This window comes from Rhizobium sp. SG570, from assembly GCF_012275345.1.
GTDB lineage: Bacteria > Pseudomonadota > Alphaproteobacteria > Rhizobiales > Rhizobiaceae > Rhizobium > Rhizobium lusitanum.
In genome coordinates this window covers 165,215-191,652 of record NZ_JAAZQI010000004.1, presented here as the reverse complement: position 1 = coordinate 191,652, position 26,438 = coordinate 165,215, and the positions used below count along the sequence as shown (strand labels likewise).

The 26,438-nt window shown below is 61.4% G+C and carries 25 protein-coding genes; 17 read left to right on the top strand and 8 right to left on the bottom strand.

Translation table 11 applies throughout. The features are described 5' to 3' along the window. Nucleotides 1–107: 107 nt before the first annotated feature. From pcaF to FHT28_RS10765, 3 genes are read right to left on the bottom strand one after another with little or no spacing between them, the layout of a single operon-like run. Nucleotides 108–1,313, bottom strand: coding sequence for a 3-oxoadipyl-CoA thiolase (gene pcaF, locus FHT28_RS10775; protein WP_047638354.1), 1,206 nt, complete (start codon nt 1,311–1,313; stop codon nt 108–110). Further along, complete coding sequence (locus FHT28_RS10770) at nt 1,313–2,083, bottom strand: CoA-transferase subunit beta (protein ID WP_047558896.1); 771 nt, start codon at nt 2,081–2,083, stop codon at nt 1,313–1,315. The genes pcaF and FHT28_RS10770 overlap by 1 nt, the downstream gene beginning before the upstream one ends. Nucleotides 2,084–2,093: 10 nt before the next feature. Further along, nucleotides 2,094–2,954: a CoA transferase subunit A gene (locus FHT28_RS10765; RefSeq protein ID WP_047558795.1), complete on the bottom strand. Its 861-nt coding sequence runs from the start codon at nt 2,952–2,954 to the stop codon at nt 2,094–2,096. A gap of 131 nt (nt 2,955–3,085) precedes the next feature. Here FHT28_RS10765 and FHT28_RS10760 point away from each other — a divergent pair, with 131 nt between their 5' ends. Continuing rightward, nucleotides 3,086–3,841 carry an IclR family transcriptional regulator gene (locus tag FHT28_RS10760; RefSeq protein ID WP_037193288.1) on the top strand — a complete coding sequence of 252 codons (756 nt, stop codon included), beginning with the start codon at nt 3,086–3,088 and terminating at the stop codon, nt 3,839–3,841. 88 nt (nt 3,842–3,929) lie between these two features. Here the strand turns inward: FHT28_RS10760 and FHT28_RS10755 are convergent, their stop codons facing one another. Further along, nucleotides 3,930–4,817: a helix-turn-helix domain-containing protein gene (locus FHT28_RS10755; RefSeq protein ID WP_168596226.1), complete on the bottom strand. Its 888-nt coding sequence runs from the start codon at nt 4,815–4,817 to the stop codon at nt 3,930–3,932. 113 nt (nt 4,818–4,930) lie between these two features. On the opposite strand from FHT28_RS10755, the gene pobA reads away from it, so the two are divergent. After that, on the top strand, nt 4,931–6,103 hold the full coding sequence (gene pobA / locus FHT28_RS10750; protein ID WP_168596225.1) for a 4-hydroxybenzoate 3-monooxygenase: 1,173 nt from the start codon (nt 4,931–4,933) through the stop codon (nt 6,101–6,103). 7 nt (nt 6,104–6,110) lie between these two features. On the opposite strand, the gene pcaQ is transcribed toward pobA, so the two are convergent. Then, nucleotides 6,111–7,037 (bottom strand): pca operon transcription factor PcaQ, encoded by a 927-nt coding sequence (pcaQ, locus tag FHT28_RS10745; protein ID WP_168596369.1) that lies wholly within the window; start codon nt 7,035–7,037, stop codon nt 6,111–6,113. 95 nt (nt 7,038–7,132) lie between these two features. Here pcaQ and pcaD point away from each other — a divergent pair, with 95 nt between their 5' ends. The 13 genes from pcaD (at nt 7,133) to FHT28_RS10680 (ending at nt 21,100) form a co-directional block, all read left to right on the top strand. Then, nucleotides 7,133–7,942, top strand: a complete 810-nt coding sequence (gene pcaD / locus FHT28_RS10740) for a 3-oxoadipate enol-lactonase (RefSeq protein ID WP_168596224.1) — start codon at nt 7,133–7,135, stop codon at nt 7,940–7,942. Beyond that, a complete protein-coding gene (pcaC, locus tag FHT28_RS10735; RefSeq protein ID WP_168596223.1) occupies nt 7,939–8,343 on the top strand; it encodes a 4-carboxymuconolactone decarboxylase in 405 nt (134 codons plus the stop codon). The genes pcaD and pcaC overlap by 4 nt, the downstream gene beginning before the upstream one ends. A 12-nt stretch (nt 8,344–8,355) precedes the next feature. Next, the gene (gene pcaH, locus FHT28_RS10730) at nt 8,356–9,105 is read left to right on the top strand and encodes a protocatechuate 3,4-dioxygenase subunit beta (protein WP_168596222.1); all 750 of its coding nucleotides are present in this window, start codon (nt 8,356–8,358) and stop codon (nt 9,103–9,105) included. After that, the gene (gene pcaG, locus FHT28_RS10725) at nt 9,105–9,719 is read left to right on the top strand and encodes a protocatechuate 3,4-dioxygenase subunit alpha (protein ID WP_168596221.1); all 615 of its coding nucleotides are present in this window, start codon (nt 9,105–9,107) and stop codon (nt 9,717–9,719) included. The genes pcaH and pcaG overlap by 1 nt, the downstream gene beginning before the upstream one ends. Before the next feature lie 3 nt (nt 9,720–9,722). Then, nucleotides 9,723–10,772, top strand: coding sequence for a 3-carboxy-cis,cis-muconate cycloisomerase (locus tag FHT28_RS10720; protein ID WP_168596220.1), 1,050 nt, complete (start codon nt 9,723–9,725; stop codon nt 10,770–10,772). Between the two features lie 149 nt (nt 10,773–10,921). Then, nucleotides 10,922–12,094, top strand: coding sequence for an ABC transporter substrate-binding protein (locus tag FHT28_RS10715; RefSeq protein WP_168596219.1), 1,173 nt, complete (start codon nt 10,922–10,924; stop codon nt 12,092–12,094). Between the two features lie 96 nt (nt 12,095–12,190). Continuing rightward, on the top strand, nt 12,191–13,054 hold the full coding sequence (locus FHT28_RS10710) for a branched-chain amino acid ABC transporter permease (protein WP_047638358.1): 864 nt from the start codon (nt 12,191–12,193) through the stop codon (nt 13,052–13,054). Nucleotide 13,055: 1 nt separating this feature from the next. After that, complete coding sequence (locus tag FHT28_RS10705; protein ID WP_168596218.1) at nt 13,056–14,060, top strand: branched-chain amino acid ABC transporter permease; 1,005 nt, start codon at nt 13,056–13,058, stop codon at nt 14,058–14,060. Further along, entirely contained in the window at nt 14,057–14,821 is a 765-nt protein-coding gene (locus tag FHT28_RS10700) for an ABC transporter ATP-binding protein (RefSeq protein WP_168596217.1), read from the top strand. The genes FHT28_RS10705 and FHT28_RS10700 overlap by 4 nt, the downstream gene beginning before the upstream one ends. Beyond that, nucleotides 14,802–15,518: an ABC transporter ATP-binding protein gene (locus FHT28_RS10695; protein WP_047558819.1), complete on the top strand. Its 717-nt coding sequence runs from the start codon at nt 14,802–14,804 to the stop codon at nt 15,516–15,518. The genes FHT28_RS10700 and FHT28_RS10695 overlap by 20 nt, the downstream gene beginning before the upstream one ends. A gap of 256 nt (nt 15,519–15,774) precedes the next feature. After that, nucleotides 15,775–19,401, top strand: coding sequence for a hydantoinase B/oxoprolinase family protein (locus FHT28_RS10690; RefSeq protein ID WP_052211890.1), 3,627 nt, complete (start codon nt 15,775–15,777; stop codon nt 19,399–19,401). A 51-nt stretch (nt 19,402–19,452) separates the two neighbouring features. Continuing rightward, nucleotides 19,453–19,980 carry a winged helix DNA-binding protein gene (locus tag FHT28_RS10685; RefSeq protein ID WP_037192840.1) on the top strand — a complete coding sequence of 176 codons (528 nt, stop codon included), beginning with the start codon at nt 19,453–19,455 and terminating at the stop codon, nt 19,978–19,980. A gap of 289 nt (nt 19,981–20,269) precedes the next feature. Beyond that, on the top strand, nt 20,270–21,100 hold the full coding sequence (locus FHT28_RS10680) for an MBL fold metallo-hydrolase (RefSeq protein ID WP_037192838.1): 831 nt from the start codon (nt 20,270–20,272) through the stop codon (nt 21,098–21,100). Nucleotides 21,101–21,136: 36 nt separating this feature from the next. Here the strand turns inward: FHT28_RS10680 and FHT28_RS10675 are convergent, their stop codons facing one another. Further along, nucleotides 21,137–21,883: a polysaccharide deacetylase family protein gene (locus FHT28_RS10675; protein ID WP_047554426.1), complete on the bottom strand. Its 747-nt coding sequence runs from the start codon at nt 21,881–21,883 to the stop codon at nt 21,137–21,139. Beyond that, nucleotides 21,873–22,976 (bottom strand): glycosyltransferase family 4 protein, encoded by a 1,104-nt coding sequence (locus tag FHT28_RS10670; RefSeq protein WP_168596216.1) that lies wholly within the window; start codon nt 22,974–22,976, stop codon nt 21,873–21,875. The genes FHT28_RS10675 and FHT28_RS10670 overlap by 11 nt, the downstream gene beginning before the upstream one ends. A 198-nt stretch (nt 22,977–23,174) precedes the next feature. Here FHT28_RS10670 and FHT28_RS10665 point away from each other — a divergent pair, with 198 nt between their 5' ends. Further along, a complete protein-coding gene (locus tag FHT28_RS10665; protein WP_168596368.1) occupies nt 23,175–24,899 on the top strand; it encodes an adenylate/guanylate cyclase domain-containing protein in 1,725 nt (574 codons plus the stop codon). Between the two features lie 84 nt (nt 24,900–24,983). Next, complete coding sequence (locus tag FHT28_RS10660) at nt 24,984–25,862, top strand: FkbM family methyltransferase (RefSeq protein ID WP_168596215.1); 879 nt, start codon at nt 24,984–24,986, stop codon at nt 25,860–25,862. A gap of 2 nt (nt 25,863–25,864) precedes the next feature. On the opposite strand, the gene FHT28_RS10655 is transcribed toward FHT28_RS10660, so the two are convergent. After that, entirely contained in the window at nt 25,865–26,344 is a 480-nt protein-coding gene (locus FHT28_RS10655) for a class I SAM-dependent methyltransferase (RefSeq protein ID WP_168596214.1), read from the bottom strand. Nucleotides 26,345–26,438: the final 94 nt, after the last annotated feature.

The following is a 26,438-nucleotide window of genomic DNA, read 5'->3' as shown; positions in this document are numbered from 1 at the left end:
GCAAGGTTGATAATCGCCGCGTGCCACGAAGCAATCGACGCACGCAACCGTGGGCATAAGCTTCGATCCGCCGACCGTGGGGCGGCGGACCTTGGACAACGGGAAAATCAGACGCGTTCGAGCGCGATCGCAATCCCCTGGCCGACGCCGATGCACATGGTCGACAGCGAATAGCGGCCGCCGGTTTCCTTCAGTTCGAGGGCGGCGGTGCCGGTGATGCGGGCGCCTGACATGCCGAGCGGATGGCCGAGCGCTATGGCGCCGCCGTTGCGATTGACGCGGGCGTCGTCATCGGCGACGCCGAGTTCGCGCAGGACAGCAAGCCCTTGCGAGGCGAAGGCCTCGTTGAGCTCGATGACGTCGAACTGCTCCTGGCGCATGCCGAGGCGCGCCATCAGCTTGCGGGAGGCAGGAATTGGGCCGATGCCCATGATGCGCGGGGGGACGCCTGCGGCGGCTCCGCCGAGAATACGGGCGATCGGTGTCAGACCGTATTTCTTCACGGCTGCTTCCGAAGCGATGATGAGGGCGGCGGCGCCATCATTGACGCCGGAGGCATTGCCGGCCGTCACGGTGCCGCCTTCCTTCTTGAAGGGCGTCCCAAGCTTGGCAAGCGCCTCGATCGTCGTGGCGCGCGGATGCTCATCCTTGCCGACGACGATCGCATCGCCCTTGCGCTGCGGGATCGTTACCGGCGTGATCTCCTTGGCAAGGCGGCCGTTTTCCTGGGCTGCTGCAGCTTTTGCCTGCGAGCGGACGGCAAAGGCGTCCTGGTCTTCGCGGCTGACCTTGTAGTCCTCGGCGACGTTCTCGCCGGTTTCCGGCATGGAATCGACGCCGTACTGCTTCTTCATCAGCGGATTGATGAAGCGCCAGCCGATGGTGGTGTCATAGATCTCGGCATTGCGCGAAAAGGCGCTTTCGGCCTTGGGGATGACGAAGGGCGCGCGCGACATGCTCTCGACGCCGCCGGCGATCATCAGATCGGCCTCGCCGGAGCGGATGGCGCGGGCTGCTGCGATGACGGCGTCCATGCCGGAGCCGCAAAGGCGGTTGATCGTCGTGCCGGAAACAGAAATGGGAAGGCCGGCAAGCAGAAGCGACATGCGGGCAACGTTGCGATTGTCTTCGCCGGCCTGGTTGGCGCAGCCGAAGATCACGTCGTCGACGGCTTCCCAATCGATCGAGCCATTGCGCTCGATCAACGCCTTCAGCGGCACGGCGCCCAGATCATCGGCGCGGACGGAGGAAAGCGATCCGCCAAAGCGGCCGATCGGCGTGCGGATATAGTCACAGATAAAGGCTTCGGTCATCAGGCTGCCTCATGGGCTTTCTTGGTGCGGGCGTTGATGTCGCGCAGGACGGAAAGTTCGGTGTCGGTCGGTGGCGGCGTCTCGATCACCTCATCGGCAAACTTGATCGCCCAGCCGCAATTCTCAATGATCTGCTCACGGGCAACGCCCTTGTGGATCGACACGACAGTCAACTCCTTGGTCACCGGATCAGGCTCGAGAATGCAGAGATCGGTAATAACCCGAGTCGGGCCTTTCGTCTTCATGCCCAAGCGTTCGCGGTGATTGCCACCTTCGCCATGGCCCATCGAGGTGATGAAGGGCAGCTTTTCGACGAAGCCGCGCTTGGAGAGCGCCATGGTGATGAAGATCTGGCCGCAATTGCTGGCTATTTCCGGTGCGCCGCCTCCGCCCGGAAGACGGACTTTGGGGTGGTCATAAGGGCCGACGACGGTGGTGTTCAGATTGGCGAATTTATCGATCTGCGCGCCGCCGAGGAAGCCCGTCGTGATGTGCCCGCCCTGCAGCCAGTAGCGGAACATCTCCGGCACCGCGACGGTGAAGAGTGCGGTGTCGCAGAGCTCGCCATCGCCGATCGACAAGGGCAGCACATCCGGCTTGGTGCCGACGGTGCCGCTCTCATAGATGAGCGTGATGTCAGGCGCATGCGTCAGCCGCGCGACGTTGCAGGCAGCCGATGGCGCGCCGATGCCGACGAAGCAGACATCGTCGTTGGTCAGTGCGCGGGCGGCGGCAATGGTCATCATTTCGGTTGGCGTAAAATCGCTCATCTTGACCTCCTCACGCCGACTTGACCGGCTTCTTGCCGGCATATTTGGCGAAATCCTCCGGACCCGCCTTCATCACATGCTCGTCGATCCAGGCCAGGAAGCTGTCGCGATCGCGGGCGATTTCGTCCCAGGCGATGTAGAAGGCGTTGGAACGGGCATAATAGCCCTGCGCATAGGAGGGGAATGCCCCACCGGGCACGAGAGCGACCGCGGTCAACGCCCATGTCGGCAGCACGACCGAGTTCGGCGACGGCGGGTTCAGCTCATCGACGATTTCCTCGACTGTCACGATGGAGCGCTTGGCGGCAAGCACCGCCTCTTTCTGCACGCCGACGATCCCTTCGAGCAGCACATTGCCCTTACGGTCTGCACGCAGCGCGTGGATGATGGCGACATCCGGCCGGATAGCCGGGACGGCAGCCAGCACTTCGCCGGTGAAGGGACAGGTCACGTTTCTGATGTTCGGATTGACCTTCGGCAGGTCGGCGCCGATATAGCCGCGCAGCATCGCAAAAGGCAGGTTTGCCGCGCCCGCCTCATAAGCGTTGGCCATGGCGGCATGCGAATGCTCCTCGATCTCAAGCGGTCGCGGCCACTGGTTCTCGACGGCATCGCGGAAACGGTGCAGCGAGCCGACGCCGGGATTGCCGCCCCATGAAAATTTCATGCCGCGCGCCGCGCCGACGCCGATCAGCTGATCATAGAGGATATCCGGCGTCATACGAACCAGATAGAGGTCTTTCTTGCCCTGTCGGATGACTTCGTGGCCGGCGGCATAGGGAATGAGATGGGTGAACCCCTCCATGGCGACCGTATCGCCATCGTGCACATTCTCTGCCACCGCCTGCGAAAGCGATAGGATCTTCGCCATAGGGCCTCCTCAACAAATGCTGTCCATTTGGCGTCAATAAGCGCCTTTGGCCTGACATCGTCAATAAATTTGTGCGTTATTTGACATTTGTTCATATATCGCACAAAATCGTCGAAAATTTGGAGTGGATGATGCGAGAGACGGATTTCGTCAGCGGCTTTGCTAAGGGCTTGAAAGTCATCGAAGCCTTCGGGGAGACGCGGCAGCGTCTGACGATCGCCGAAGCATCGAAACTGACCGGGCTCGACCGCGCCACCGTGCGCCGCTCGCTGCTGACGCTCTCCGAGCTCGGTTATGCCGTTTACGACGGAAAATTCTTCACCCTGACGCCGAAGGTCCTGCGGCTCGGTCACGCCTATCTGGCGGCGACGCCCCTGCCGATCATTATCCAGCCTCATCTCGATCAGCTCTCCGAGCGGGCAAGCCAGAATGCCTCGGCCTCGGTGCTCGACGGCACCGAAGTCGTTTATATCGCACGCGCCTCACAGCGCCGGGTGATGTCGATCAACCTGACGCCCGGCAGCCGCCTTCCGGCCTTCTGCGCCTCGATGGGCCGCGTCCTGCTCGCCGCCCTGCCGGAAAGCGAAGCGCGCTCCGTCCTCGCGAGGACCGATCTCAGGGCGAACACGCCGAACACCAAGACCGATCCGGAAGACTTGATGGCCGAGTTTCGCCGGGTGAGGGCGCAGGGCTATGCCGTCATCGACCAGGAGCTGGAAATAGGCCTTTGCTCCATCGCCGTCCCGGTCGAAAACGATCGCGGCCAGACCGTGGCGGCCATCAATATCGGCGCCCCGGCCGCCTATGTCGCCGCCGCCGACATGGTGGAGCGCTTTCTGCCATTGCTGAAAGAAACGCAGAAGGCGTTGAGGCTGGTGCTTCCGTAACCTTCACGCTCCTCCGGGCCATCCTCGTCCTTCGAGGGCGGATGGCTGGCCATTATTTTCCGCCCATCGGCATAGGCGATTATCTTGCTCACATCCCAAGCTTCGCCCGCTCGGCAATGCGCCAGGCGCGCGGTGTCTCGCCGGTCTGTTTTACGAAGAATCTCGAGAAATAAGCGGGGTCGGCGAAGCCGAGGCGATAGCTGATTTCCTGGACGGTCGCGAAGGTGAAGACCAGCTCGCGCTTGGCTTCGTCCAGCAGCTTGCGCGTGATCAGCTCGTGGGCGCCGTGGCCGGTCTTGCTGCGCACGATGCGGCTGAGATGGGCTGGCGAGATGCCGAGGCTTTCGGCATAGAAGGCGGCCGGCTTGTGCGAGCGGAAATGGCGCTGGATAAGGCCCTGCAGCATTTCCGTCCGCCGCTCGCTCTCGTCGCCGAGACTGGACCCCTCATCCGTCTTTTGGGCGATGCGCGCCGTCAGCAGGACTGCCGAGGTGAGATAGGCTTCGAGCAGATCGTTGCGGCCGTTGCGATGGCTGGCAAATTCCTCGCCGAGCCGCCGCAAGGTGCGCGCAACATAGGCGGCATCCTCATCGTCGGTACCGAGCAAGGTCAGATGCGGGTCGGCGAGCCACGACCCCAGCCGGCTGCGGTCGCCGGGGGCGGCTTTCAGGTGCGAGATCAGCACGGTGATGACGAAGCCGTCTATGTCTTTGGAGAACCGGAAGCCGTGATTGAGGCGTGGCGGCACGGTGATGATGGCGGGCGGCGTGATGGGATGGGCAATTCCATCGAAGATCGCGTCGCCCGAGCCGGCGTCTATGTACAAGATCTGAAAGAAGCTCTCGTGCCGATGCGGGCGAATCTCCCAGTGATGGAGGCTGCTGCGCGAGGGAATCGTCTCACAATGCAGCCAGAAATCCGGCTTTTGGCCGGTATTTTCGCCGTAGAGCTCATAGGTCGGCACGGCCCTCGTCATGGTTCTTCTCCTCCACCATGTTCGGTTTGTGCAATTTCTTGACCGAAATGTCCATTGCGAGCCTGCCGCCAGCCGGACAGACTTAGGCAAAAGACCGTGCATGGGAGGAAACGATGCGCACCCAAGTCGCCATTATCGGGTCAGGGCCGTCCGGTCTGCTGCTCGGCCAGCTGTTGACGGAAGCCGGGATCGACAATGTCATTCTCGACCGCGTCGGCAAGGACTATATCCTCGGCCGCGTCCGCGCCGGCGTGCTGGAGGAAGGCACCGTTTCGCTGATGGACAAGGCGAAATCCAGCTCGCGCCTGCATGCAGAGGGCCTGCCGCATGACGGCTTCTCGCTCGCCTTCAACGGTCGCGATCATCGCATCGACCTTCATGGGCTCACAGGCGGCAGGCGCGTTCTCATCTACGGCCAGACGGAGATGACCCGAGATCTGATGGCCCATCGCGAGCAAAGCGGCGCTCAGACCATCTACAATGCGGCCAATGTTCAGCCACACGGTTTTGATGGCGATACGCCTTATCTGACTTATGACAAGGACGGCATTTCCCATCGCATCGATTGCGATTTCATTGCTGGCTGCGACGGCTTTCACGGTGTCAGCCGCAAGTCGGTTCCGGAAAAATCGATCCGCAGTTTCGAGAAGGTCTATCCCTTCGGCTGGCTCGGCGTGCTGGCGGAAGTGGCGCCGGTCAATCACGAATTGATCTATGCCAATCATCCGCGCGGCTTTGCCCTATGCTCGATGCGTTCCATGACGCGCAGCCGCTATTACATCCAGTGTCCACTCGACGAGAAGGTCGAGGACTGGAGCGACGACCGCTTCTGGGACGAATTGCGCCGCCGTTTGCCGGCTCATCATGCCGAAGCCCTGGTCACGGCGGCGTCCTTCGAGAAATCGATCGCGCCTCTGCGTTCCTTCGTGGCCGAACCCATGCGCTTCGGCCGGCTCTTCCTCGTCGGCGATGCCGCCCATATCGTTCCGCCGACCGGTGCCAAAGGGCTCAATCTGGCGGCGAGTGACGTGCATTATCTGTTCTCGGGACTTGCCGAGCATTATCAGGTTCACTCGGACGCCGGACTGGAGGCCTATTCCGCGCGCGCGCTTGCCCGGGTCTGGAAAGCCGTGCGCTTTTCCTGGTGGATGACGACGATGCTGCATCGTTTTCCCGATACCAGCGACTTCGACCAGAAGATCCAGGAGGCCGAACTCGATTATCTCACCCATTCCCGCGCTGCTTCGACCGCGCTTGCGGAGAATTATGTCGGTCTTCCGTTCTGAGCCGATTCTAGAGCTTCTTGGCGACCTCGTTCGCCGCCTCGCGGATCGTCTGCATGAGGATAGACAGTGGCAGGGTGGAGACGGCGTCGGTGCGTACAGTCAATCCGACCGGCCCTTTCGTCTCGCTGGTATCGATCGGCAGCAGCGCCAGCAGACCGTCATCGACATCACCCGCGACGACGCCGGCCGAAATGATCCAGATGGCGTCGCTGGCCCGAACGAAGGCGCGGCCGAAGGAGTCGGACACGGTCTCGATCTGGTTGGGCAGGCGGCCGGCGCCATTGGCGATGAGGAAGCTCTCGACGAAGGGGCGGATGATCGAGCCTCGCGTGGGCATCAGGATCGTATAGCGGCTGAGATCGGAAAACACCGATTGCTTTGCCGAAAGCAGCGGGTGACCAGCCCTGACGGCAAAGACCACTTGCTCGGAGTAGAGATGCTCGAAGGAGAAACCGGCCATATTGTCCGGGCTTGCCAGCCGACCGACCACGAGGTCGAGATCGCCGATGCGCAACTGCTCCAGCAATACGGCGTTCTCGCCGGTGACGATCTTGATGCGGCTCCAGGTCTCCTCGCGGAGAAACAATTCCATCGCCCTTGGCATGATCCGCGTCGACACCGTCGGCAGCGCGCCGATGCGGATCGGCGGCGCCTCGCCGGAGCGCTCCTGCGATACGGAATCCAGCCCCTGTCTAAGGGCCGACAGTGCTGCGCCGGCGTGGCGGAGAAACACTTCACCGTAGCGGGTGATGCGAATGCCGCGCCCGTCGCGCTCGAAGACGGAGACGCCAAGCGCCTCCTCCAGCTCGCGGATCGTTTTTGTCACCGCCGGTTGGCTTATATGGAGGAGCCCCGCCGCCTTGATTACGCTTTTCTGGCGCGCAACCTCGACAAAGGTCTGCAGATGGCGGAATTTGATGCGGGCGTCGAGCATGCTCATTCATAACCTGGGAGTTATCGTAGAGCAAAGAAATATCATTTTACCTAACCGGATTATAGTTCCAATCTCGCGCTCGAGGAGATTTTCCAGTGCAGTTTGCCCGCATCAATGACGTCACGATCCACTATCAGATCATCGGCGGATCGCCCGACAAGCCGGTTCTTGTCTTTGCCAATTCGCTTGGCACCGACTTCCGGATCTGGCGCGACGTGATCGTGCGCCTGGCCGGCGATTTCGCCATCGTACTCTACGACAAGCGCGGCCACGGCCTGTCCGATCTCGGCCAGATGCCCTATTCGATCGAGGATCATGCCACCGATCTTGCCGGCCTGCTCGATTTCCTCTCGATCAAGGATGCCGTCATTTGCGGTCTTTCCGTCGGCGGGCTGATCGCCCAGTCGCTCTATCAGCGGCGGCCGGATCTCGTGCGGGCCTTGATCCTGTGCGACACGGCCCCCAAGATCGGTACGGCCGACAGCTGGAACGCCCGCATCGCGCAGGTCGAGGCCGCGGGCATCGAATCGATCGTCGATGCGATCATGGAGCGCTGGTTCACGCCGGCTTTCCGCCGCCCGGAAAATACTGCCTTCGGCGGCTATTGCAACATGCTGATCCGTCAGCCGGTGGCGGGCTACACCGCAACATGCGCCGCCCTTCGCGACGCCGATCTGACCGAGGCGGCAAAAAGGATAGCGGTTCCGACCATCTGCATCGTCGGCGATCAGGATGGTTCCACGCCGCCCGAGCTGGTACTTTCGACGGCCAAGCTCATTCCAAATGCGCGCTATGAAGTCATCAAGGACGCCGGCCATATCCCCTGCGTCGAACAACCCGAGGCGTTGACCGAAGTCATTCGTGCCTTCATCGACGTCGTTTTGCGTGGAGAACAAGCCCCATGAATGACCCCACCACGCCATCCGAGCGCTATCTGCAGGGCATGGCGACGAGACGAGCGGTGCTCGGCGACGGCCATGTCGATCGTGCCCAGCAGGGAGTGACGGAGTTCGACCGGCCTTTTCAGGAGTTGATCACCGAAGCGGCCTGGGGCCACGTTTGGTCGCGCCCGACGCTCAGCCGGCGCGAACGCTCCATCGTGACAATCGCCTTGCTGGCGGCGCTCGGCCAGGACGAAGAGGTCGCGATGCATGTGCGCGCCACCAGCAATACCGGTGCGACGCGCGACGATATCCGCGAGGCGCTTTTGCATGTGGCAATCTATGCCGGCGTGCCGGCGGCCAACCATGCGATCAAGATCGCCAAGCAGGTTTTTGAACAGATGGACGCCGAAAGGGCGGCTTGAAGCGAGGCAGACATGTCCGACAGAACCAACAGCAAGCTCGAAACGGGCGCCTTCTTTGCCAGGGATCGCGCCTGGCATCCGCCGGCCTTTGCGCCCGGCTATAAGACTTCCGTGTTGCGTTCGCCGCAGCGCGCATTGCTTTCGCTCGACGGCACGATCTCTGAAATCACCGGACCGGTCTTCGGCCACTCCATTATAGGCGAGCTGGACAACGACCTGATCCATAATTTTGCCAAGCACGGCGAAAGCGCGATCGGCGAGCGCATCATCGTCCATGGCCGCGTGCTCGACGAGCGTGGCCGGCCGGTGCCGGGCGTGCTGCTCGAATTCTGGCAGGCCAATGCCGGCGGGCGCTATCGCCACAAGAAGGAAACCTATCTCGCCGCCATCGATCCGAACTTCGGCGGCTGCGGCCGCGCGATCACCGATGACGAAGGCCACTATGCCTTCCGCACGGTCCGGCCAGGCGCCTATCCCTGGCCGAACGGCGTCAACGACTGGCGCCCGGCTCATATTCATTTCTCCGTTTTCGGCCATGGCTTTGCCCAGCGACTGATCACGCAGATGTATTTCGAGGGCGATCCGATGATCTGGAAATGTCCGATCGTTGGCACGATCCCTGACAAGCAAGCCATCGAGCAGCTGATCGCACCGCTCGACTGGGGCAATACGATCCCGATGGATGCGCGCGCCTACAAGTTCGATATCGTGTTGCGCGGTCGTCGCTCGACCCTGTTCGAAAACCGGCTGGAGGGCAACTGATGGTACAAGAACTCGGCTATCTGAAGGAAACACCTTCGCAGACGGCAGGCCCTTACGTCCATATCGGCCTCACGCCGAACTACAGCGAAATAGGCGGCGTCTACGACGCGGATCTCGGTGCCTCCATGGTCAACGACAAGACGCATGGCGAGCGCATCACGGTGACGGGCCGCATCCTCGATGGCGCCGGCGGGCTGGTCAGGGATGCGGTCATCGAGATCTGGCAGGCCGACAGCGCCGGACTTTACAATAGTCCTTCGGAACTGCGCGGCACGGCCGATCCGAATTTCACCGGCTGGGGTCGTTGTCCGACGAGTTCGGACGATGGGATTTTCCGTTTCGAAACGATCAAGCCAGGTCGCGTTCCCTTCAAGGACGGACGCAAGATGGCGCCGCACATCACATTCTGGATCGTAGCGCGCGGCATCAATATCGGCCTGCATACGCGCATGTATTTTCCTGAAGAGACGAGCGCCAACGCCGAGGATCCCTTGCTTGCCCGCATCGAACACAAGGATCGCCTGGCAACGCTCGTCGCCACCAAGGAGGGTTCGGTCTATACCTTCGATGTGCATTTGCAGGGAGACAGGGAAACGGTTTTCCTCGATATGTAGGCTATGAGCATTTCTCCCTTCGATCACCCTTTTCTGTCCGGCCTCCTCGGTGACGCGGAGATTTCGGATTATTTTTCGGCCACGGCCGACATCCGCGCCATGCTTGACTTCGAAGCGGCGCTTGCCAGGGTGGAGGCGCAGCATGGGTTGATCCCGCAGGCATCCGCGCGGCGCATCGAGGAGATCTGCGCCAGTTTCGAGCCCGATCTCTCGAGCCTGAAGGCTGCAACGGCAACGGACGGGGTTGTCGTGCCTGATCTCGTCAAGCAGTTGCGCAAAGCCGTCGGCGAGGATGCCGGCAGCCATGTCCATTTCGGCGCCACCAGCCAGGACGTCATCGATACCAGCCTGATGATGCGCCTGAAGGCGGTGGCCTTCCTCTTGAGCGGCCGCCTCTTTGCCGTCTCTGCAGGACTTCAAAAGCTTGACAAGCAGTTCGGTTCGAACAGGCTCATGGGCCGTACTCGCATGCAGGCGGCAATCCCGATTACTGTATCCGACCGGCTGCGTGCCTGGCGCCATCCGCTCGATCAATATCGGGACCGGTTGACGCAGGAGAGCTTTGCCCTGCAATTCGGCGGTGCGGCCGGCACGCTGGAAAAGTTCGGGCCGAGGGCGGAAGACATCCGTGCCTCGCTGGCGCAGGCGCTCGGTCTGACGGATGAGCCGCAATGGCAGAGCCAGCGCGGGCGCATCGCCGAACTGGCGGGGCTGCTGTCGATGATCTCGGGCAGTCTCGGCAAGATGGGGCAGGACGTTGCGCTTCTGGCACAGGCCGGCGATGAGATCGAGCTTGCCGGCGGCGGCGGCTCCTCCGCCATGCCGCACAAGCAGAACCCGGTTGCGGCGGAGATGCTGGTGACGCGCGCTCGCTTCAACGCGGTCCAACTCTCCGGTATCCATCAGTCGCTTGTTCACGAACAGGAGCGTTCCGGGGCCGCCTGGACGTTGGAGTGGCTCCTGTTGCCCCAAATGGCGGTGGCGACGGCTGCGTCGCTACGCCACGCGCTGGAGCTGATCGGTATGATCAAGCGGTTGGGGACGGCAGCATGAGCGAGGTATTGGCCGTCAATCATAACCCATGAATTATGAGTTATGATATTTATTTCATTTTACATCACTATTTCCTATGAGAAATTGGCGATGATCGAGATTTGAAGATCAGGTGCGGCTCGGAATCCGCGCCGCCGGGAGGAGAAAAAATGAAACGGTTTGTCTTGGCCGCCATCGCGGCCGTTGCCCTTGGCGGCGCTGCCTATGCCGATACCATCAAGGTCGGGGTCATCGGACCCTTTTCGGGGCCGTTTGCGCTGCAGGGAAAGAATTTCAAGGCCGGCATCGATGCTTATATGGCTGTCAATGGCAAGAAGGTCGGCAATGATGAGGTGGAGGTGATCTACCGCGACGTGCCGCAGGCCGATCCCGCGCAATCGAAGGCGCTGGCCCAGGAACTGGTCGTCAAGGAGCATGTGCAGTACCTTGCCGGTTTCTATTTTACGCCGGATGCCATGGCGGTCACGCCGATCCTCAAGCAGGCCAATGTGCCGATGGTGATCTTCAATGCCGCGACATCGGCGATTGTCACCAAGAGCCCGCTTGTCGTTCGTACCTCTTTCACAACCTGGCAGACATCGACCCCGATCGCCAAGGTTGCCTATGACGCCGGCGTCAAGAAGGTCATCTCGGTCGTCAGCGATTACGGCCCCGGCGTCGATGCCGAAAATGCCTTCAAGGCCGGTTTCGAGAAGCAAGGTGGCGAAGTGGTGCAGGCCATACGCATGCCGCTGTCGACGAATGATTTCAGCCCGATCATGCAGCGCATCAAGGATTCCGGTGCGCAGGGCGTTTTCGCCTTCCTGCCGTCCGGCCCGACGACGCTCGGCTTCGTCAAGGCCTATAATGAAAACGGCCTGAAGACGGCCGGCATCAAGCTGTTCGCCCCGGGTGACCTAACGCAGGAATCCGACCTGCCGGCGCTTGGCGATGCGGCCCTCGGCATGCAGACGACGTTCCATTATGCGATTTCGCACGATTCCCCTGAAAACAAGACTTTCGTCGCGGCTGGCGACAAGGCGATCGGCAATCCAGCCGAATTGACCTTCCCGGCCGTCGGCGCCTTTGACGGCATGCATGTCATCTACAAGATGATCGAGGCGACCGGCGGCAAGCAGGATGCGCAGAAGGCTGTCGATGCCGTGAAGGGTCTTTCCTGGGTCAGCCCCCGCGGTCCGGTCACCATCGATCCCGAAAGCCGTCACATCACGCAGAACATCTATCTGCGCGAGGTCACCAAGGGCGATGACGGCAAGTACTACAACAAGGAGATTCAGACCTTCGAAAAGCAGGGCGATCCCGGCCTCGCGGCAGTGAAGTAGGACGCTCTCACCGATAGCTTCTATCTGAGCGGAATTGGTTTCCGCTCAGATAGAGACCCAAAGCTCGGCGCCGCAATAACCGGACCAGTGATTTCGATGCAAACCGTGCTCAGCATAGCAGTCGATGCCCTCGCTTACGGCATGGTGCTGTTCGTGATCTCCATCGGCCTCTCCGTCACCATGGGGTTGATGCGCGTCGTCAATCTGGCCCATGGCGCCTTCGCCATGATCGGCGGCTATATCGCCTCCTATGCGGCGCACGATCTGGGATTGGGCTATGCCGCTGCCGTATTGCTGGCCGTGGTCGGCACGGTGATTATTTCCATTCCGATCGAGCGACTGCTTTACCGGCGTATCTACGGTGCGCCGGAACTGACGCAAGTGCTGATGACGATCGGCATCACCTTCTGCATCATCGGCATCGCCAACTATGTCTTCGGCCCGACCTTGAAGACCATACCTTTGCCCGGCAGCCTGCAAGGCTCTGTCGACCTCGGTTTCCGCACCATCGGCACGCATCGTATCTTTGCGATCGTCTGCGGCCTCATCGTCGCTCTGGCGCTTTGGTACACGATCGAGAAGACGTCGTTCGGCGTCAAGCTGCGCGCCTCGGTCGACAATGCCTCGATGGCGGCGGCTCTCGGGGTGAGGACCGAGATCGTCTATGCGGTCAGTTTCGCCATAGCCGTCGGGCTTGCCGCCTTTGGCGGTGTGGTAGGCGCCGAATTGCTGCCCGTCGAGCCCTATTATGCCCTGCGTTACATGGTGACTTTCCTTGTCGTCGTCTCGGTCGGCGGTGCTGGCTCCATCTCCGGCGCATTGCTTGCCTGTCTCGTCCTCGGCTGCATTGATACGACCGGCCGCTACCTTATGCCCGAGTATGGCGACTTCTTCTTCTATCTGGCCGTCATTGCTATCGTCTGCGTCTTCCCGCGCGGCTTTGCCGGAAGGATGAAGTAAGATGGCGCTGACACTGGAAAAAGAGGCCATCCCCGCCGTGACCAGACATCGTACTGTTGGACAGGATATGATTGCGGTCGCTGTTATCGTAGTGCTGGCCGCCGTCGGCTACATCCTGTTTCCGGACAATCTCGCGCTTCTGACGCGCCTGATCGCTATTGGGCTTCTGGTTCTGTCGCTCGATCTGGTCACCGGCTATTGCGGTGTGGCGACGCTCGGTCACGCGGCCCTCTTCGGCGCCGGCGCCTATGCCGCCGGCATTGCGTCTGCGCATTACGGCATCAACGATCCCCTGCTGATGACGCTTGCCGGCATCCTGGGCGGCGCGGTCGCTGGCCTGGTCTGTTCCATCGTCATTCTGCGAGCCCATGGCCTGCCGCAGCTCGTGCTGTCGATCGCGCTGATCTACCTCTTCCATGAATTCGCCAACAAGGCCTCGAGCTGGACCGGCGGCAGCGACGGCCTGTCAGGCATTTCTCCGGACCCGCTGTTCGGCAGTTTCGAATTCGATCTCTATGGGCATACGGCCTACAGCTATGGCGTCGCATTGCTGCTGATCGTGCTCGTGCTGCTGCGCTTTCTCGTGCGCTCACCGTTCGGCATGCTCTGTCGCGGCATCCGGCAGGATCCCTTGCGTATTCGCGCCATGGGCGCCTCGCCGAAGGCGGCATTGATCAAGATGTATGTGATTTCCGGCGCCGTTGCCGGTGTCGGCGGCGCATTGAACGCGATTTCGACGCAGGTGGTTGGTCTCGACAGCCTGTCCTTCACGCAATCGGCCGAGGCGCTCGTCATGCTCGTGCTCGGCGGCACCGGGTCGCTGTTCGGCGCGCTTGTCGGCACGCTGATCTTCATGCTCTTCGAAGACTATGTCTCGGCCGCCAATCCCTTCCATTGGCTGACGATCGTCGGCGCACTGCTGATCCTCGTCGTTCTCTTCGCGCCGAAGGGCATTTACGGCACGGCCGCCGCCTATGTCGCTCGCCGTAGGGAGGCGCGGTCGTGAGCGCGATTTTCGAGGTCAAAAATCTGAGGAAGGCTTTCGGCGGCTTGACTGTCACCAATGACGTCAGCCTGTCCATGGCGCCGGGGGATCGCGTCGCGCTGATCGGCCCGAACGGCGCCGGCAAGACCAGCTTCGTCAATCTCGTCACCGGCAATCTACGGCCGGATGCCGGTGAGATCCATATCGCCGGTCACAACGTCAACCGGATCGATGCCATCGGCCGGGTCCGGCGCGGATTGGTGCGCTCGTTCCAGGTGACCCGGCTGTTTCAGGACATGACCCCGGCCGAACATATCGGCATGGCGGTCCTGCAGCGGACGGGTTGCTCCGGCCGCATGTTCGGCAACTTCCTTGCCATGCGCGACGTCATGGCCGAGACGGAAGAACTGCTCGGCACGCTCGGTCTTGCCGGCCTGGCGCATCGCAAGGTCAGCGAGATTGCCTATGGCCAGCAGCGGCTCCTTGAGATCGCTGTCGCCATGGCCCTGAAGCCTAAGGTGTTGCTGCTCGACGAGCCTGCCGCCGGCGTGCCGCAAAGCGATACCGGCCGCATCGAGCAGGCGCTTGCCGATTTGCCGCCCGATCTCGCCGTGCTGATGATCGAGCATGACATGGATCTGGTTTTCCGGTTCGCCAAGCGCGTGGTGGTACTCGCCGCCGGCACCATCATCTTCGACGGTTCGCCGAAAGACGTGACGCAGGATGCGCGTGTGCGCGAAGCCTATCTCGGGAGCTATGCCCATGCCGGCCACGCCGCTTGAAGTGGAAAATCTGTCGGCCGGCTATGGACCGACACGGGTGCTTGAAGGTGTTTCCTTTTCCGTGCCGGCCGGCGGCAGGCTTGCCGTGCTCGGCCGCAACGGCATGGGCAAGAGCACGCTGCTGGCAACGCTTGCCGGCCAGACGCGCCGTTACGATGGCCACATCCGACTGGGTTCGGCCGAGATTGCCGGGCTGCCGAGCGCCAAACGAGCCCATCAGGGTCTTGGCTACGTGCCGCAGACGCGTGATGTCTTCCCGACGCTGACTGTCGAGGAAAACCTCTCCGTCGGGCTGAAGGGGCGGCCCAAAAGCGCGATACAGGAAGCCTACGACATGTTTCCGCGCCTGAAGGAGCGGCGCAAGAACCTCGGTGGTCAGCTGTCCGGCGGCGAGCAGCAGATGCTGTCGACTGCCCGCACGATCCTCGGCCGCCCCTCCGTCCTGCTTCTGGACGAGCCGCTGGAAGGGCTTGCGCCCGTCATCTGCGAGGAACTGATGACGGCGTTCGCCGAGCTCGCCAAAACAGGCGACATGACCATTCTTCTGGTGGAGCAGCGCATTCAAAGCGCGCTCGATTTCGCGAGCGACGTCATCATTCTGGAGCGTGGGCGGATTGCCTGGAAGGGGACGCCCGAGGCCCTTGCTAAGGATCACCAAGCCGTCGAGCGCTTCCTTGGCGTCGGCGGATTGCACTAGCGCATCCGCTTTTAGGACATGCGTCAACGGTGGCGCGGCTTTACAATGCAATTGAACGACCTCTTGCGTGTCAGTTGACACGCTGGACATGGCCGTGTCCGAGCAGACGTAGATTCTTGCCGCAGATTATCAGCGATTACTACATCGCACGGTGTTGAAGCTGAGCGTGGCTTGATCAATTCATGTTGACGACAAAACGTTGATAATTTAACGATATATTGTTATCGTTATAGGCGTCGTTCTGCTGGAGGCGGATTTGTCGGAGAACATTTCGGGTCGTTGGGATTTCTGGATCGATCGCGGCGGCACCTTTACCGACGTCGTCGGGCGCGACCCATCTGGTGTTCTCCATGCCCGCAAGGTTCTGTCGGAAAATCCCGATGCTTATCGCGACGCCGCCGTTCACGGCATTCGCCTGCATCTCGGTCTTGGAAAGGGCGATCCGATCCCCGCCGATACGATCGGCGAAGTGCGTATGGGCACCACGGTTGCCACCAACGCGCTTCTCGAGCGCAAGGGTGAGCGCCTGGCTCTCGTGACGACGAAGGGTTTTCGTGACGCGCTGCGCATCGGCTATCAGGAGCGCAAGAAGATTTTCGCGACCGAGATCGTCAAGCCGGAAGCGCTTTACGAAGAGGTCGTCGAGATCGAGGAGCGTGTGCTGGCCGACGGCACGGTCGAACTGGTTCTTGATGAGAAGGCGGCGGAAGCGGCGTTGCGTGAGCTTCTTGCTAGGGGTTACCGCTCGCTCGCGATCGTCTTCATGCATGCCTACAAATTTCCCGCGCATGAGGCGGCGGTTGCTCGGATCGCTCGGTCTATCGGCTTCGACCAGGTTTCCGTCAGCCACGAAGTGTCGCCGCTGATCAAGCTTGTCGGCCGGGGTGACACAGCCGTTATCGATGCCTATCTGTCGCCGGTGCTCGGACGCTATATCGGCCAGGTCTGCGACGAGCTCGATATCGCGCGCACCGGCGCGCGCGTCATGTTCATGATGTCATCCGGCGGTTTGACGGCAGCCGATATGTTCCAGGGCAAGGACGCTATTCTGTCCGGCCCGGCCGGCGGTGTCGTCGGCCTTGCGAAGACCGGCGAGCAGGCCGGATTTACCAACGTCATCGGCTTCGACATGGGTGGCACCTCGACGGATGTCGCCCATTTCGACGGCGAGTATGAGCGCGCCTTCGAAACGGAAGTGGCCGGCGTGCGCGTGCGTGCGCCGATGATGCTGATCCATACGGTGGCCGCCGGCGGCGGTTCGATCCTGCATTTCGATGGCGACCGCTTCCGCGTCGGTCCGGATTCGGCAGGCGCCTTTCCGGGGCCTGCCTGCTATCGCAACGGCGGGCCGCTGGCGGTGACCGACGCCAATGTCATGGCTGGCAAGCTGTTGCCGGAGTTCTTCCCGTCGATCTTCGGCCCCAATCAGGATCAGCCGCTCGATGTCGATACGGTGCGCGGCAAGTTCGCCGAGCTTGCCGCCCGGATCGGCGATGGCCGCAGCCCGCAAGATGTCGCCGACGGCTTTATTCGCATCGCCGTTGCCAACATGGTCGAAGCGATCAAGAAGATCTCAGTGCAGCGCGGTTATGATGTGACGCGTTATGCCCTCAACTGCTTTGGTGGCGCCGGCGGACAGCATGCCTGCCTGGTTGCCGATGCGCTCGGCATGAAGAGCATTCTCCTGCATCCGATGTCCGGCCTTCTGTCCGCCTATGGCATGGGGCTTGCCGACATCCGGGCAACGCGCCAGAAGGCGCTCGGCGTTCCCCTTGATGAGGCAGCACCCGCAGCCATCGCCGCACTTGGCAGCGAACTGCGTGGGGAATGCGTGCCCGAGCTCGAAGCGCAGGGTGTCCCCGCAAACGAAATCAAGACGGTCCAGCGCGCCCATATCCGTTACGCCGGTACCGACACCATACTGGCGGTCGAAACGACATTTCCCGAAATCGATGATCCCGCGCGCCTGCGCCGCGAGTTCGAGACACTGCACAAGCGCCGCTTCGGCTTCGTTGCCGAGGGCAAGCCGTTGGTCGTCGAGGCAGTGGAGATCGAGACCATCGGCGGTGCTGCCGCCGATATCGCGGTCCAGCGCAACGAGACTGGCACAGGTGAAGCAGAAGCGGCAAGGCGCGCGATCTTCTATTCCGGCGGCGCAAGCCATGATGCCGCAGTCGTGCTGCGCCAGGCGATCGTGCCCGGCCAGACTGTCACCGGCCCGGCCATCATCATCGAGCCGAACCAGACGATCGTTATCGAGGATGGCTGGCAGGCGCAGCTGACTGCCAAAGATCATATCGTCCTCAAGCGCATCAAGGCCCTGCCGGAGCGCAGCGCCATCGGCACCAAGGCCGATCCGGTGATGCTGGAGATCTTCAACAATCTTTTCATGTCGATCGCCGAGCAGATGGGCATGACGCTGCAGAACACCGCCTATTCCGTCAATATCAAGGAACGGCTGGATTTCTCCTGTGCCGTCTTCGACGCCGAAGGCAATCTCGTCGCCAATGCGCCGCATATGCCCGTGCATCTGGGCTCCATGGATGCGTCGGTCGCAACCGCGATCCGTGAAAACCCCGTTATCCATCCGGGCGACGTCTTCCTGATCAATGCGCCCTATAATGGCGGCACGCATCTGCCTGATCTCACCGTCTGCACGCCCGTCTTCGACGATGCCGGCAAGCGGATCCGCTTCTGGGTCGCCAGCCGCGGCCATCACGCCGATATCGGCGGTATTTCGCCGGGTTCGATGTCGCCGCTCGCGACCCATATCGAGGAAGAGGGCGTCTACATCGACAATTTCAAACTGCTCGATCGGGGGCGGTTCTGCGAGGAGGAGCTGGCGAAGCTTCTCACGGGCGCGCGCTATCCTGTGCGCACGCTCGCCCAGAACGTCAACGATCTGAAGGCCCAGGTTGCCGCCAACGAGAAGGGCGTCGCCGAGCTCAAGAAGATGATCGTCCACTTCGGCGAAGAGGTTGTCGATGCCTATATGGGGCATGTCCAGGACAACGCCGCCGAAAGCGTGCGACGCGTTCTCGACCGCCTTCCGGATGGTGAATTCAGCTATGAGATGGATCAGGGCTGCAAGATCGTCGTCAAGATCTCGATCGACAAGGACAAGCGCGAGGCGACGGTGGATTTCACCGGCACCTCGGCGCAGCGCGCCGATAATTTCAACGCCCCGCAGCCGGTGACGCGGGCTGCCGTGCTCTATGTCTTCCGCGTTCTGGTCGAAGCCGATATCCCGATGAATGCCGGTTGCCTCAGGCCGATCCGGATCGTCATTCCCGAAGGCACGATGCTGACGCCGAAATATCCGGCTGCCGTCGTCGCCGGCAATGTCGAGGTGAGCCAGGCCGTCACCAACTGCCTGTTCGGCGCCGTCGAGGCGCTTGCGGCCGCTCAGGGCACCATGAACAACCTCACCTTTGGCAACGATGCCTATCAGTATTACGAGACGATCTGCTCCGGCGCGCCGGCCGGCCCCGGCTTCAATGGTGCCGACGCGGTGCACACGCATATGACCAATTCGCGTCTTACCGATCCCGAGATTCTCGAGACGCGCTTTCCGGTGGTGCTCGAGGACTTTCACATCCGCCCCAACTCGGGTGGGCGAGGCAAGTGGAATTCCGGCAACGGCACGCAGCGCACCATCCGCACCCGCGAAAAGCTGGAATTCGCCGTGCTCTCAGGCCATCGCCGCGTAGCGCCCTTCGGCATAAAGGGGGGCGAGCCGGGCCAGACCGGGCGCAACTATGTCAGGCGCAATAACGGTACGGTCGAGGAACTGATCGGCTCGGCCCATACGGTGCTCGAGGCCGGCGAAGCGTTCACCGTCGTTACTCCCACGGGCGGCGGCTATGGAAAGCGGGACGAATAGACGCGTTGCCAAGTCTGTAGTGCCTTGATCCGGATCGGAAGGAGTTTTCTGGTGACGTCTGAGGAAAAGAGTAGACCGCGTGAACTAATCGTATCATCGGCGCATCTTGCAGACGGCAGTTCGCCTGCCTTGTCCGAGCTCGAATACGGATCGATCCTGTTTTCCCATGCGTTCAATCGGTGGCTGGTGCGTTGCATGGCGGCCGCCGGCATCCCTGGCCTTTCGCCGGTCGAGATCCTGATCATTCATTCCGTGCGGCACCGTGACAGGCCGAAGACGCTCGCTGATCTGTGTCTTGTGCTCGATATCGAAGACACCCATGTCGCCAACTACGCCATCAAGAAGCTGGAGGCGGCCGGTCTCGTCAAGAGCGGCAAGGTCGGCAAGGAAAAGACCATCCGGGTAACCGATAAGGGCCTGGACGCCTTGGCGCGTTACACCGAAATCCGCGAGCGTCTGTTGGTGGAGGCCACCAAAGTCTCCGGCCTGTCGCAGGATGGCCTTTCCGATATCGCCTCGCATCTCAGGGCGCTGTCTGGCTACTATGAGCAGGCGGCACGGTCGGCTGCCACGCTGTAAGGATGGCAAGGAGGACGAAAGTCCCTTGCGAGCTCTCGCGCTCCATCGCGAACCGATACCTGCCAGGACGCCGCACCGATATGCAAGTAACGGGGTCTTATCTATTTTGTCATGACATACCTATATTAGGTCTGTGCGATCCGTTGGCGAATGTTCGCCAGATGATCTGCATCGACCGAACGATGGGATCCAGTTTTTTACCAGCGCACGACTTTTGGAAATTGCTGGCTTCGCACGATAGCAAAAGTGTGCTTTTTTTGACGGAAAGGGGAATGGTGTAAAAACTTCCATGAACAACGATAGTTTCGAGCTGAAATTCTGGGGCGTGCGGGGGAGTATACCCGTATCTGGACCGGAATTTGAGCGTTACGGCGGGAATACATCCTGCATCGAGTTGCGGCATGACGGCAGGCATATCCTATTCGACGCCGGCACCGGGTTACGCGAAGCGGCGGTGTCGCTTGCAAAAGAAGGGGTCCGCAACATCGATCTCTTTTTCACCCATTCGCATTACGACCACATTATCGGCCTGCCCTTCTTCAATGCGATCTATGATCCGAGGGTGAGCGTCGATCTTTGGTCGGGCCATCTGGCCGGCAAGACGACGACGCGGCAGCTGATCGGCCAGTTCATGCGGCCGCCCTGGTTCCCGGTCGAGCCCGACATCTGTCGTGCCGCGATGAATTTTCGCGATTTCGCCGCTGGCGATACGCTGAAGCCTCATCCGGGCATCGTCATCCATACGGTCCGGCTGAACCATCCCGGCGGTTGCATCGGTTACCGCATCGAATGGTCCGGTCGCGTCATCGCCATGGTCTACGATACCGAGCACCATAACGGGTATCTCGACGAGGCCGCGCTATCCCTGATGGCCGATGCCGATCTCGCGATCTATGACACGACCTATACGGAAGCGGAGATGCCGAAGCATCTGGGCTTTGGGCACTCTACCTGGCAGGAAGGCGTCAAGCTCGCCAAGAAGGCCGGTGTCAAACGACTGGCCCTGTTTCATCATGCACCGGCGCGCGCGGATCGCGAGCTGGACGAGATGCAGCGCGACGCGCAGAAGAGCTTTCCCGGCGCCTTCGCCGCTTTCGACGGACAATCGCTGCAGCTCTAAGGCGCCGTTGCAGCGGCTTCGTTCGGGGCGGAGCCGCTAACTTAAGAAATTGCCGACCGGCCGCCACTCGATGGCGGCGTGGCCGGCCGTTTCCTCGAACAGCGCCTCGACGAAACCCCAGGCGACGTTGTCATGCACCAGATGGTGCGTCATCACGCCAATCGGCTCGTCATTGCCGTCGAAGCGGTTCTTCAGTTCTTCTACCAGGCGTCCGATCAATCCGGCATGCGGGAGGCCGCCGCGCACGCCGTGCCAATTCATGATGTCGATATGGGTGTTGACCAGGGTGATCGGCGCCTGCTTTGCCAATCCGAAGACAGACACCGCGCGATAGCCGAAGGGGCCAAGCTCCGGCAGCAGCGCGTCGTCGATACGGTTCCACGGCGGCACCAGCATGGGGAGAAACTGCGAGGGATAGAGCGCCTTCAGCTTGTCGAAGCCGCGATGCAGTTCGTCGAGCACGATCGCCTGCGGGCGATGCAGGCCGAGCTCCTGTTTCTTGGTTTCATCCGGCGCATAGTTCTGGTGCGTCCAGCCGTGCACGGTGACGGTGACACGGCCCTGGCTCGCCAGGCGTTCCGCCAGCGGCTCTCCGGTCGGCCCCGGGATGACGGCCAATGCCATCGGCACGTCGAAACGATCCGAAAGCGACAGCAGCCGGTCAAGTGCGGGGGTAGGTTCGATGGCGTCGTCGTCGCGGAACCAGAGTCTCGCCTTTCGCCCCGCCGCGGTCCAACGCCGCAACTCGTCGCGCAAGGGCTGCCAATCGGCTCTATCGCTCATAATAGGTATCTCCCAGATGCTTTCGAAGAATGATTTCAAGCCGCTTTGCCGCTGCGCTCAAAGAGCGTTCCCTGTGAACGAATCCATGCGCTGCCTCTGCCATGATCCGCCGCTGCTCCTCGTCGTTCAGAAGCTGTGCGATGGCATCGGCATAGGCCTTCAGGTCGCCCGCCGGTGTCAGCAGCCCGGTAATACCGTCCATGACTACTTCCGGCACGCCCGCCGTTGCCTGCGCGATCACGGGCAGCCCGGCCGCCTGCGCTTCGAGATAAGCCAGGCCATAGGCTTCGTTGCAGCCGGGCCAGACGTAGATCCCGGCAGTCGCAAGCTCCGCCGCGATCTCCGGCGTCGAGCGCTCTCCGAGCCACGTTATGCGGTCTCCGTCGAAGGCGGAAAACAGTGCCGTTACTTCCGCACGCATCGGCCCGTCGCCGATGACGGTCAGTGTCCAGTCATGATCGCGGATGAGTTTGAGCGCTTCAGCCAGCATGACGTAGCTGTCGAATTTGTCCCCCCGCCGCAGCATTGCAACGGTGATCAGCCTGCTAGAGGCAGAGGCGCCCGTGGGCGACCCGAAAGGCGTTGCATCGATGAAGGGCAGAAAGCGTTCGTAGCTGCCATCCGGTATTGCGTCGACGAGGCCGATCCGATCCCGCTCGGTGAAGCACAGATTGACGGCCGCCGACCGCACGGCATCGGCGATCAGACGCTGGTTTTCGCCCCAGCCGTTGTCGTCATGGCGTCTGGAATAGGAGGCCTCGGCGGTGACGTAGGGGATGCCGAGTTGCCGGGAGACCGGCGGGCCGATGAGATCGGGCGTCTTGTAATAGGGGTGATAGGTAAACCAGAGATCGGGCGGCGATTCGCTGTGTGATCGGCCGAGCAATCGCGTCACCTCGCCCTCGGCCTGTCGGGCGATCTCCGCACGCAATCCCGCTTCCGGGGTCGGGGTGAAGCTGCGCAGTTCGGAGGCGACATCGACCTGGTGTCCCGCCATCCTGAGAACTGTCATGATCTGCCGCGCCATCAACCTGTCGCCCGAGGGCACCGGGTGGTCGGGTGATTTCAACGGGGCGTAGAATGCGATCTTCATGGTGCCGGTAGGGGTTGACGATTAAGTGATGGTAAAAGCCTGAATTGTGAGAGGATTGCCCGAATTCCGACCGGTTGCGTGACAATAAAATCCCTGCTTCAAAAAGCCGCATCCTCGACAGCATGCGGCTCTGCAGCTAGATGATAGGCGATAACCGTTTTCGCTTCTGTTGTGAACGGATAATATACATTGGGTTTGATGACTATCGAGGCAAGAAAGCCAATCATTTCCGACCGTCTCGTGCGAAAGTTCCGCCTTGGCTCCGGCTTGATCGTTTTTACTTTCGTGATCATGCATCTGGCCAATCACTCCCTCGGGTTGATTTCTCTCGGCACCGCCGAGCGTGCACAGCATTGGTTCATGACCGTCTGGCGCAATCCGGTCGGAACCGTGCTTCTCTATGGTGCGCTGCTGGTGCACATCCTGCTTGTGCTGAGGCTTCTTTATCGGCGTCGCACGCTCGTCATGCCGGCTGGCGAAGCGTTTCAGATCGTCACAGGTCTGCTGGTGCCGCTCCTTTTGATCGATCACATCGTTGCCACGCGTATCGTGCATGATGTTTACGGCTATCACGATACGTATAAGGCGATAGTCCACAGCCTATGGCTGACAGCGCCCGCCAATGGCCTGCGCCAGTCATTCCTGCTGATCATCGTCTGGGTTCATGGTTGTATCGGCGTTCATTTCTGGCTGCGTTATCGCCCCTGGTATACGGCGGTCGGCCCTGTCCTCTTGTCCTTCGCCATCGTTCTTCCGGTTCTCGCCCTGCTTGGCTTCGCGGCGATGGGCAAGACTGTAGCCTATGAAGCAGCCGAGGAGGACGAGCGCGGTTATGCTGGCGGCTATTACAGCGACATGCGAAGCTTTGGCGAGAAGGGCTCCGTACCGGGCAGCCAGATGGCCGATGCCCTGTGGCCTTACCGCGCCGCATTCTACGGTGCCTTCAGCCTGTCGATCGTCGGTCTCTTCGGTTTTCGCGCTCACCGCAGATTGCGCGAGCGGCAATATCAGGTCGCCATCCGCTATGCGGGCGGCGAGGTCGTGCATGCGCCGCGTGGTTTCAGCGTGCTCGAGGCAAGCCGCCTCGGCGGCATTCCGCATTATTCCGTTTGCGGCGGTAAGGGCCAATGCTCCACCTGCCGCGTGCAGATCATCGAGGGCGCCGAAAATCTGCCGCCGCCGGAGGCACTGGAGCAGAAGACGCTGAACCGCATCGGCGCCACTCCGGATATCCGTCTCGCCTGCCAGTTGCGCCCGACCGGAAACGTCAGCGTCGTGCCGCTTCTGACGCCGATGGCCGAAGCGACGATGCCGGTCTACAGCCAAACCGCCAGCCCGGGCCGTGAGCGCGAGATCGTCGTGTTCTTCTGCGATCTGCGCCATTTCACCGCGCTGACGGAAGCGCGCCTTCCCTTCGACATCGTCTTCCTGCTCAACCGCTATTTCGCCATCGTCGGTCGCATCATCGAGGAGAATGGCGGCCGGATGGACAAGTTCATCGGTGACGGTGCCATGGCTCTGTTCGGCCTGCGTACGACACCCAAGGAAGCGAACCGTCAGGCTTTGAAAGCGGCGGCGGCGATCGTCCGGGAAATCGACAAGCTCAGCGCGGAGCTGGCGGATGAGTTGGCCGCGCCGCTGGAGATCGCCATCGGCATCCACGCCGGTTCGGCGGTGGTTGGCTCAATGGGATATGGCAGTGTGAAGAACGTGACGGCGATCGGCGATACGGTCAATGTCGCCAGCCGCCTCGAAAGTGTTGCCAAGGAATTCAACAGCACGCTGGTCTTTTCGGAGCCGGTGGCCCAGCTCTCCGAGGTCGATATCACAGGCGTCGAAAGCCGTGAGATTGCCGTTCGCGGCCGCGGCGAGCCTTTGCGGGTCTATATCGTTTCGAAAGAAGCGAGCAGCCGCTTTGCCTGATTTTTCGAGCCGCCTCGCCGACAGCGTCGCGCTGCTCGACGCCCCGGTTTGCAACGGGAAAGCCGTGGTGTAGGGATTGCACCCATGTTCGACCACAATATCCTCACGAGAAAATACTGGCGGCGCGCCTTTCGCAAGAAGCGCGATGCGATCGCCACGCGCCTCCTCGACACGCGCCTTGGCCGCGATATCCTCATCAGTGCGCTTGGCCCGCGCGTCAAGACGATGACGGTGGACTGCGGCGATCATGTCTTAAGTTTTTCGCCGGCCGACTACATTGGCCGCAAGGTCTTTCGCAAAGGGCATTTCGAGCGCGATCATGTCGACCGGCTGCTGAGCGTGCTGCGCGAGCGCGGCCTTTTGCACAAGGGAAAGGTCCTGTTGGAGCTTGGCGGCAATATCGGCACGCAGACCTGCTATTTTGCCCTCAGCGGTGCCTACGACCGCATCGTCACCGTCGAGCCCGATCCGCGCAATTTTCGCCTGTTGTCCGCCAATATCGCCGACAACGGCTTTCAGGAGATGGTGACTGCGGTCAATTGCGCCGCCGGTGACCGCGGCGGGCAGCTCAACTTCTATCTGAACCACAAGAACCATGGCAAAAGCAGCGCCTTGCGCCAAAGCGCAAGCGACGAGAAGATTTTGGTTCCCGTCCGTCCGGTCGCCGATATTCTTGCGCAGGCCGAAGCCGACCCCACCGATGTCGGGTTGATCTGGATGGATATCGAAGGCTACGAGCCCGTCGCCTGCCGATCGATGCAGGCACTGATGGCCCGCAAGGTGCCGCTCTATATGGAATTCACGCCGGCTTTCTACGGCAAGGACCAGACCAAGGCCTTCATTGCGGACCTGGCCGGTCACTATAGCGAGTGCCTGGCCTTCTTCGAAGACCGCGAGCAAGCCATGAAGGTGGTCGATCTGCCGACCGAAGGCGACCAGTTCGATGTTCTCTTTTTGCGTTGAAGCTATTTGCGCCGATAGATGAAATAGCGTCCTTCCTTGACGCTGTCGGGCAGGGGCAGCGCTTCGAGATCGGAGTGATCGAGGGGCAGGCCGCTGACCGCAAGCCCGCCTGAGACAAGCACACCGGCCATGGTCTGGGGCAGCCATGTCAACGTCACAGCATCCTTGTCTTCGTAGCCGGTGCCGATATCGGCATGGGCAAGCGAGGCGCCCGAGCCGATGAAATCCGTGGCAGTATCCTTGATTTCACCCAGGATGAGGTCGCTGGCCGTCGGCATGGACGGGCCGTAGGCGTTGATCGCCCGGTCGAAGGCGATGATGCGGCGATCGGGGAAAAGCTCGCGAAGATGGTCGAAGGTGCGGCCATTGCCGAGGCCCAGTTCCAGCACTGGACCATCGAGCGCTCTGACCTCGTCGGCAACGGCATTGAGGATGTCGCGTTGCGCACTCAGGCGGCGAATGAAACTATCCAGGCGGCTCATCGTATCTGTCTTATCCTTGGCTTTTTGGTGCCTCTTACCTAGTCGACGTAGCACGGCCAGCATTGCCGCGTCGACCGTCGGCTGGCTTTTCGGC

Bases quoted from the DNA above. Each gene is read 5' to 3' on its own strand.
- FHT28_RS10670 (WP_168596216.1), bottom strand. From the start codon at position 22,976: ATGAAGATCGCATTCTACGCCCCGTTGAAATCACCCGACCACCCGGTG.
- FHT28_RS10680 (WP_037192838.1), top strand. From the start codon at position 20,270: ATGAACAACGATAGTTTCGAGCTGAAATTCTGGGGCGTGCGGGGGAGT.
- pcaC (WP_168596223.1), top strand. From the start codon at position 7,939: ATGAATGACCCCACCACGCCATCCGAGCGCTATCTGCAGGGCATGGCG.
- FHT28_RS10660 (WP_168596215.1), top strand. From the start codon at position 24,984: ATGTTCGACCACAATATCCTCACGAGAAAATACTGGCGGCGCGCCTTT.
- FHT28_RS10705 (WP_168596218.1), top strand. From the start codon at position 13,056: ATGGCGCTGACACTGGAAAAAGAGGCCATCCCCGCCGTGACCAGACAT.
- FHT28_RS10755 (WP_168596226.1), bottom strand. From the start codon at position 4,817: ATGACGAGGGCCGTGCCGACCTATGAGCTCTACGGCGAAAATACCGGC.
- FHT28_RS10710 (WP_047638358.1), top strand. From the start codon at position 12,191: ATGCAAACCGTGCTCAGCATAGCAGTCGATGCCCTCGCTTACGGCATG.
- FHT28_RS10665 (WP_168596368.1), top strand. From the start codon at position 23,175: ATGACTATCGAGGCAAGAAAGCCAATCATTTCCGACCGTCTCGTGCGA.
- FHT28_RS10675 (WP_047554426.1), bottom strand. From the start codon at position 21,883: ATGAGCGATAGAGCCGATTGGCAGCCCTTGCGCGACGAGTTGCGGCGT.
- FHT28_RS10770 (WP_047558896.1), bottom strand. From the start codon at position 2,083: ATGAGCGATTTTACGCCAACCGAAATGATGACCATTGCCGCCGCCCGC.
- pcaH (WP_168596222.1), top strand. From the start codon at position 8,356: ATGTCCGACAGAACCAACAGCAAGCTCGAAACGGGCGCCTTCTTTGCC.
- pcaG (WP_168596221.1), top strand. From the start codon at position 9,105: ATGGTACAAGAACTCGGCTATCTGAAGGAAACACCTTCGCAGACGGCA.
- FHT28_RS10765 (WP_047558795.1), bottom strand. From the start codon at position 2,954: ATGGCGAAGATCCTATCGCTTTCGCAGGCGGTGGCAGAGAATGTGCAC.
- FHT28_RS10695 (WP_047558819.1), top strand. From the start codon at position 14,802: ATGCCGGCCACGCCGCTTGAAGTGGAAAATCTGTCGGCCGGCTATGGA.
- FHT28_RS10720 (WP_168596220.1), top strand. From the start codon at position 9,723: ATGAGCATTTCTCCCTTCGATCACCCTTTTCTGTCCGGCCTCCTCGGT.
- FHT28_RS10655 (WP_168596214.1), bottom strand. From the start codon at position 26,344: ATGAGCCGCCTGGATAGTTTCATTCGCCGCCTGAGTGCGCAACGCGAC.
- FHT28_RS10760 (WP_037193288.1), top strand. From the start codon at position 3,086: ATGCGAGAGACGGATTTCGTCAGCGGCTTTGCTAAGGGCTTGAAAGTC.
- pcaF (WP_047638354.1), bottom strand. From the start codon at position 1,313: ATGACCGAAGCCTTTATCTGTGACTATATCCGCACGCCGATCGGCCGC.
- pobA (WP_168596225.1), top strand. From the start codon at position 4,931: ATGCGCACCCAAGTCGCCATTATCGGGTCAGGGCCGTCCGGTCTGCTG.
- FHT28_RS10715 (WP_168596219.1), top strand. From the start codon at position 10,922: ATGAAACGGTTTGTCTTGGCCGCCATCGCGGCCGTTGCCCTTGGCGGC.
- pcaQ (WP_168596369.1), bottom strand. From the start codon at position 7,037: ATGCTCGACGCCCGCATCAAATTCCGCCATCTGCAGACCTTTGTCGAG.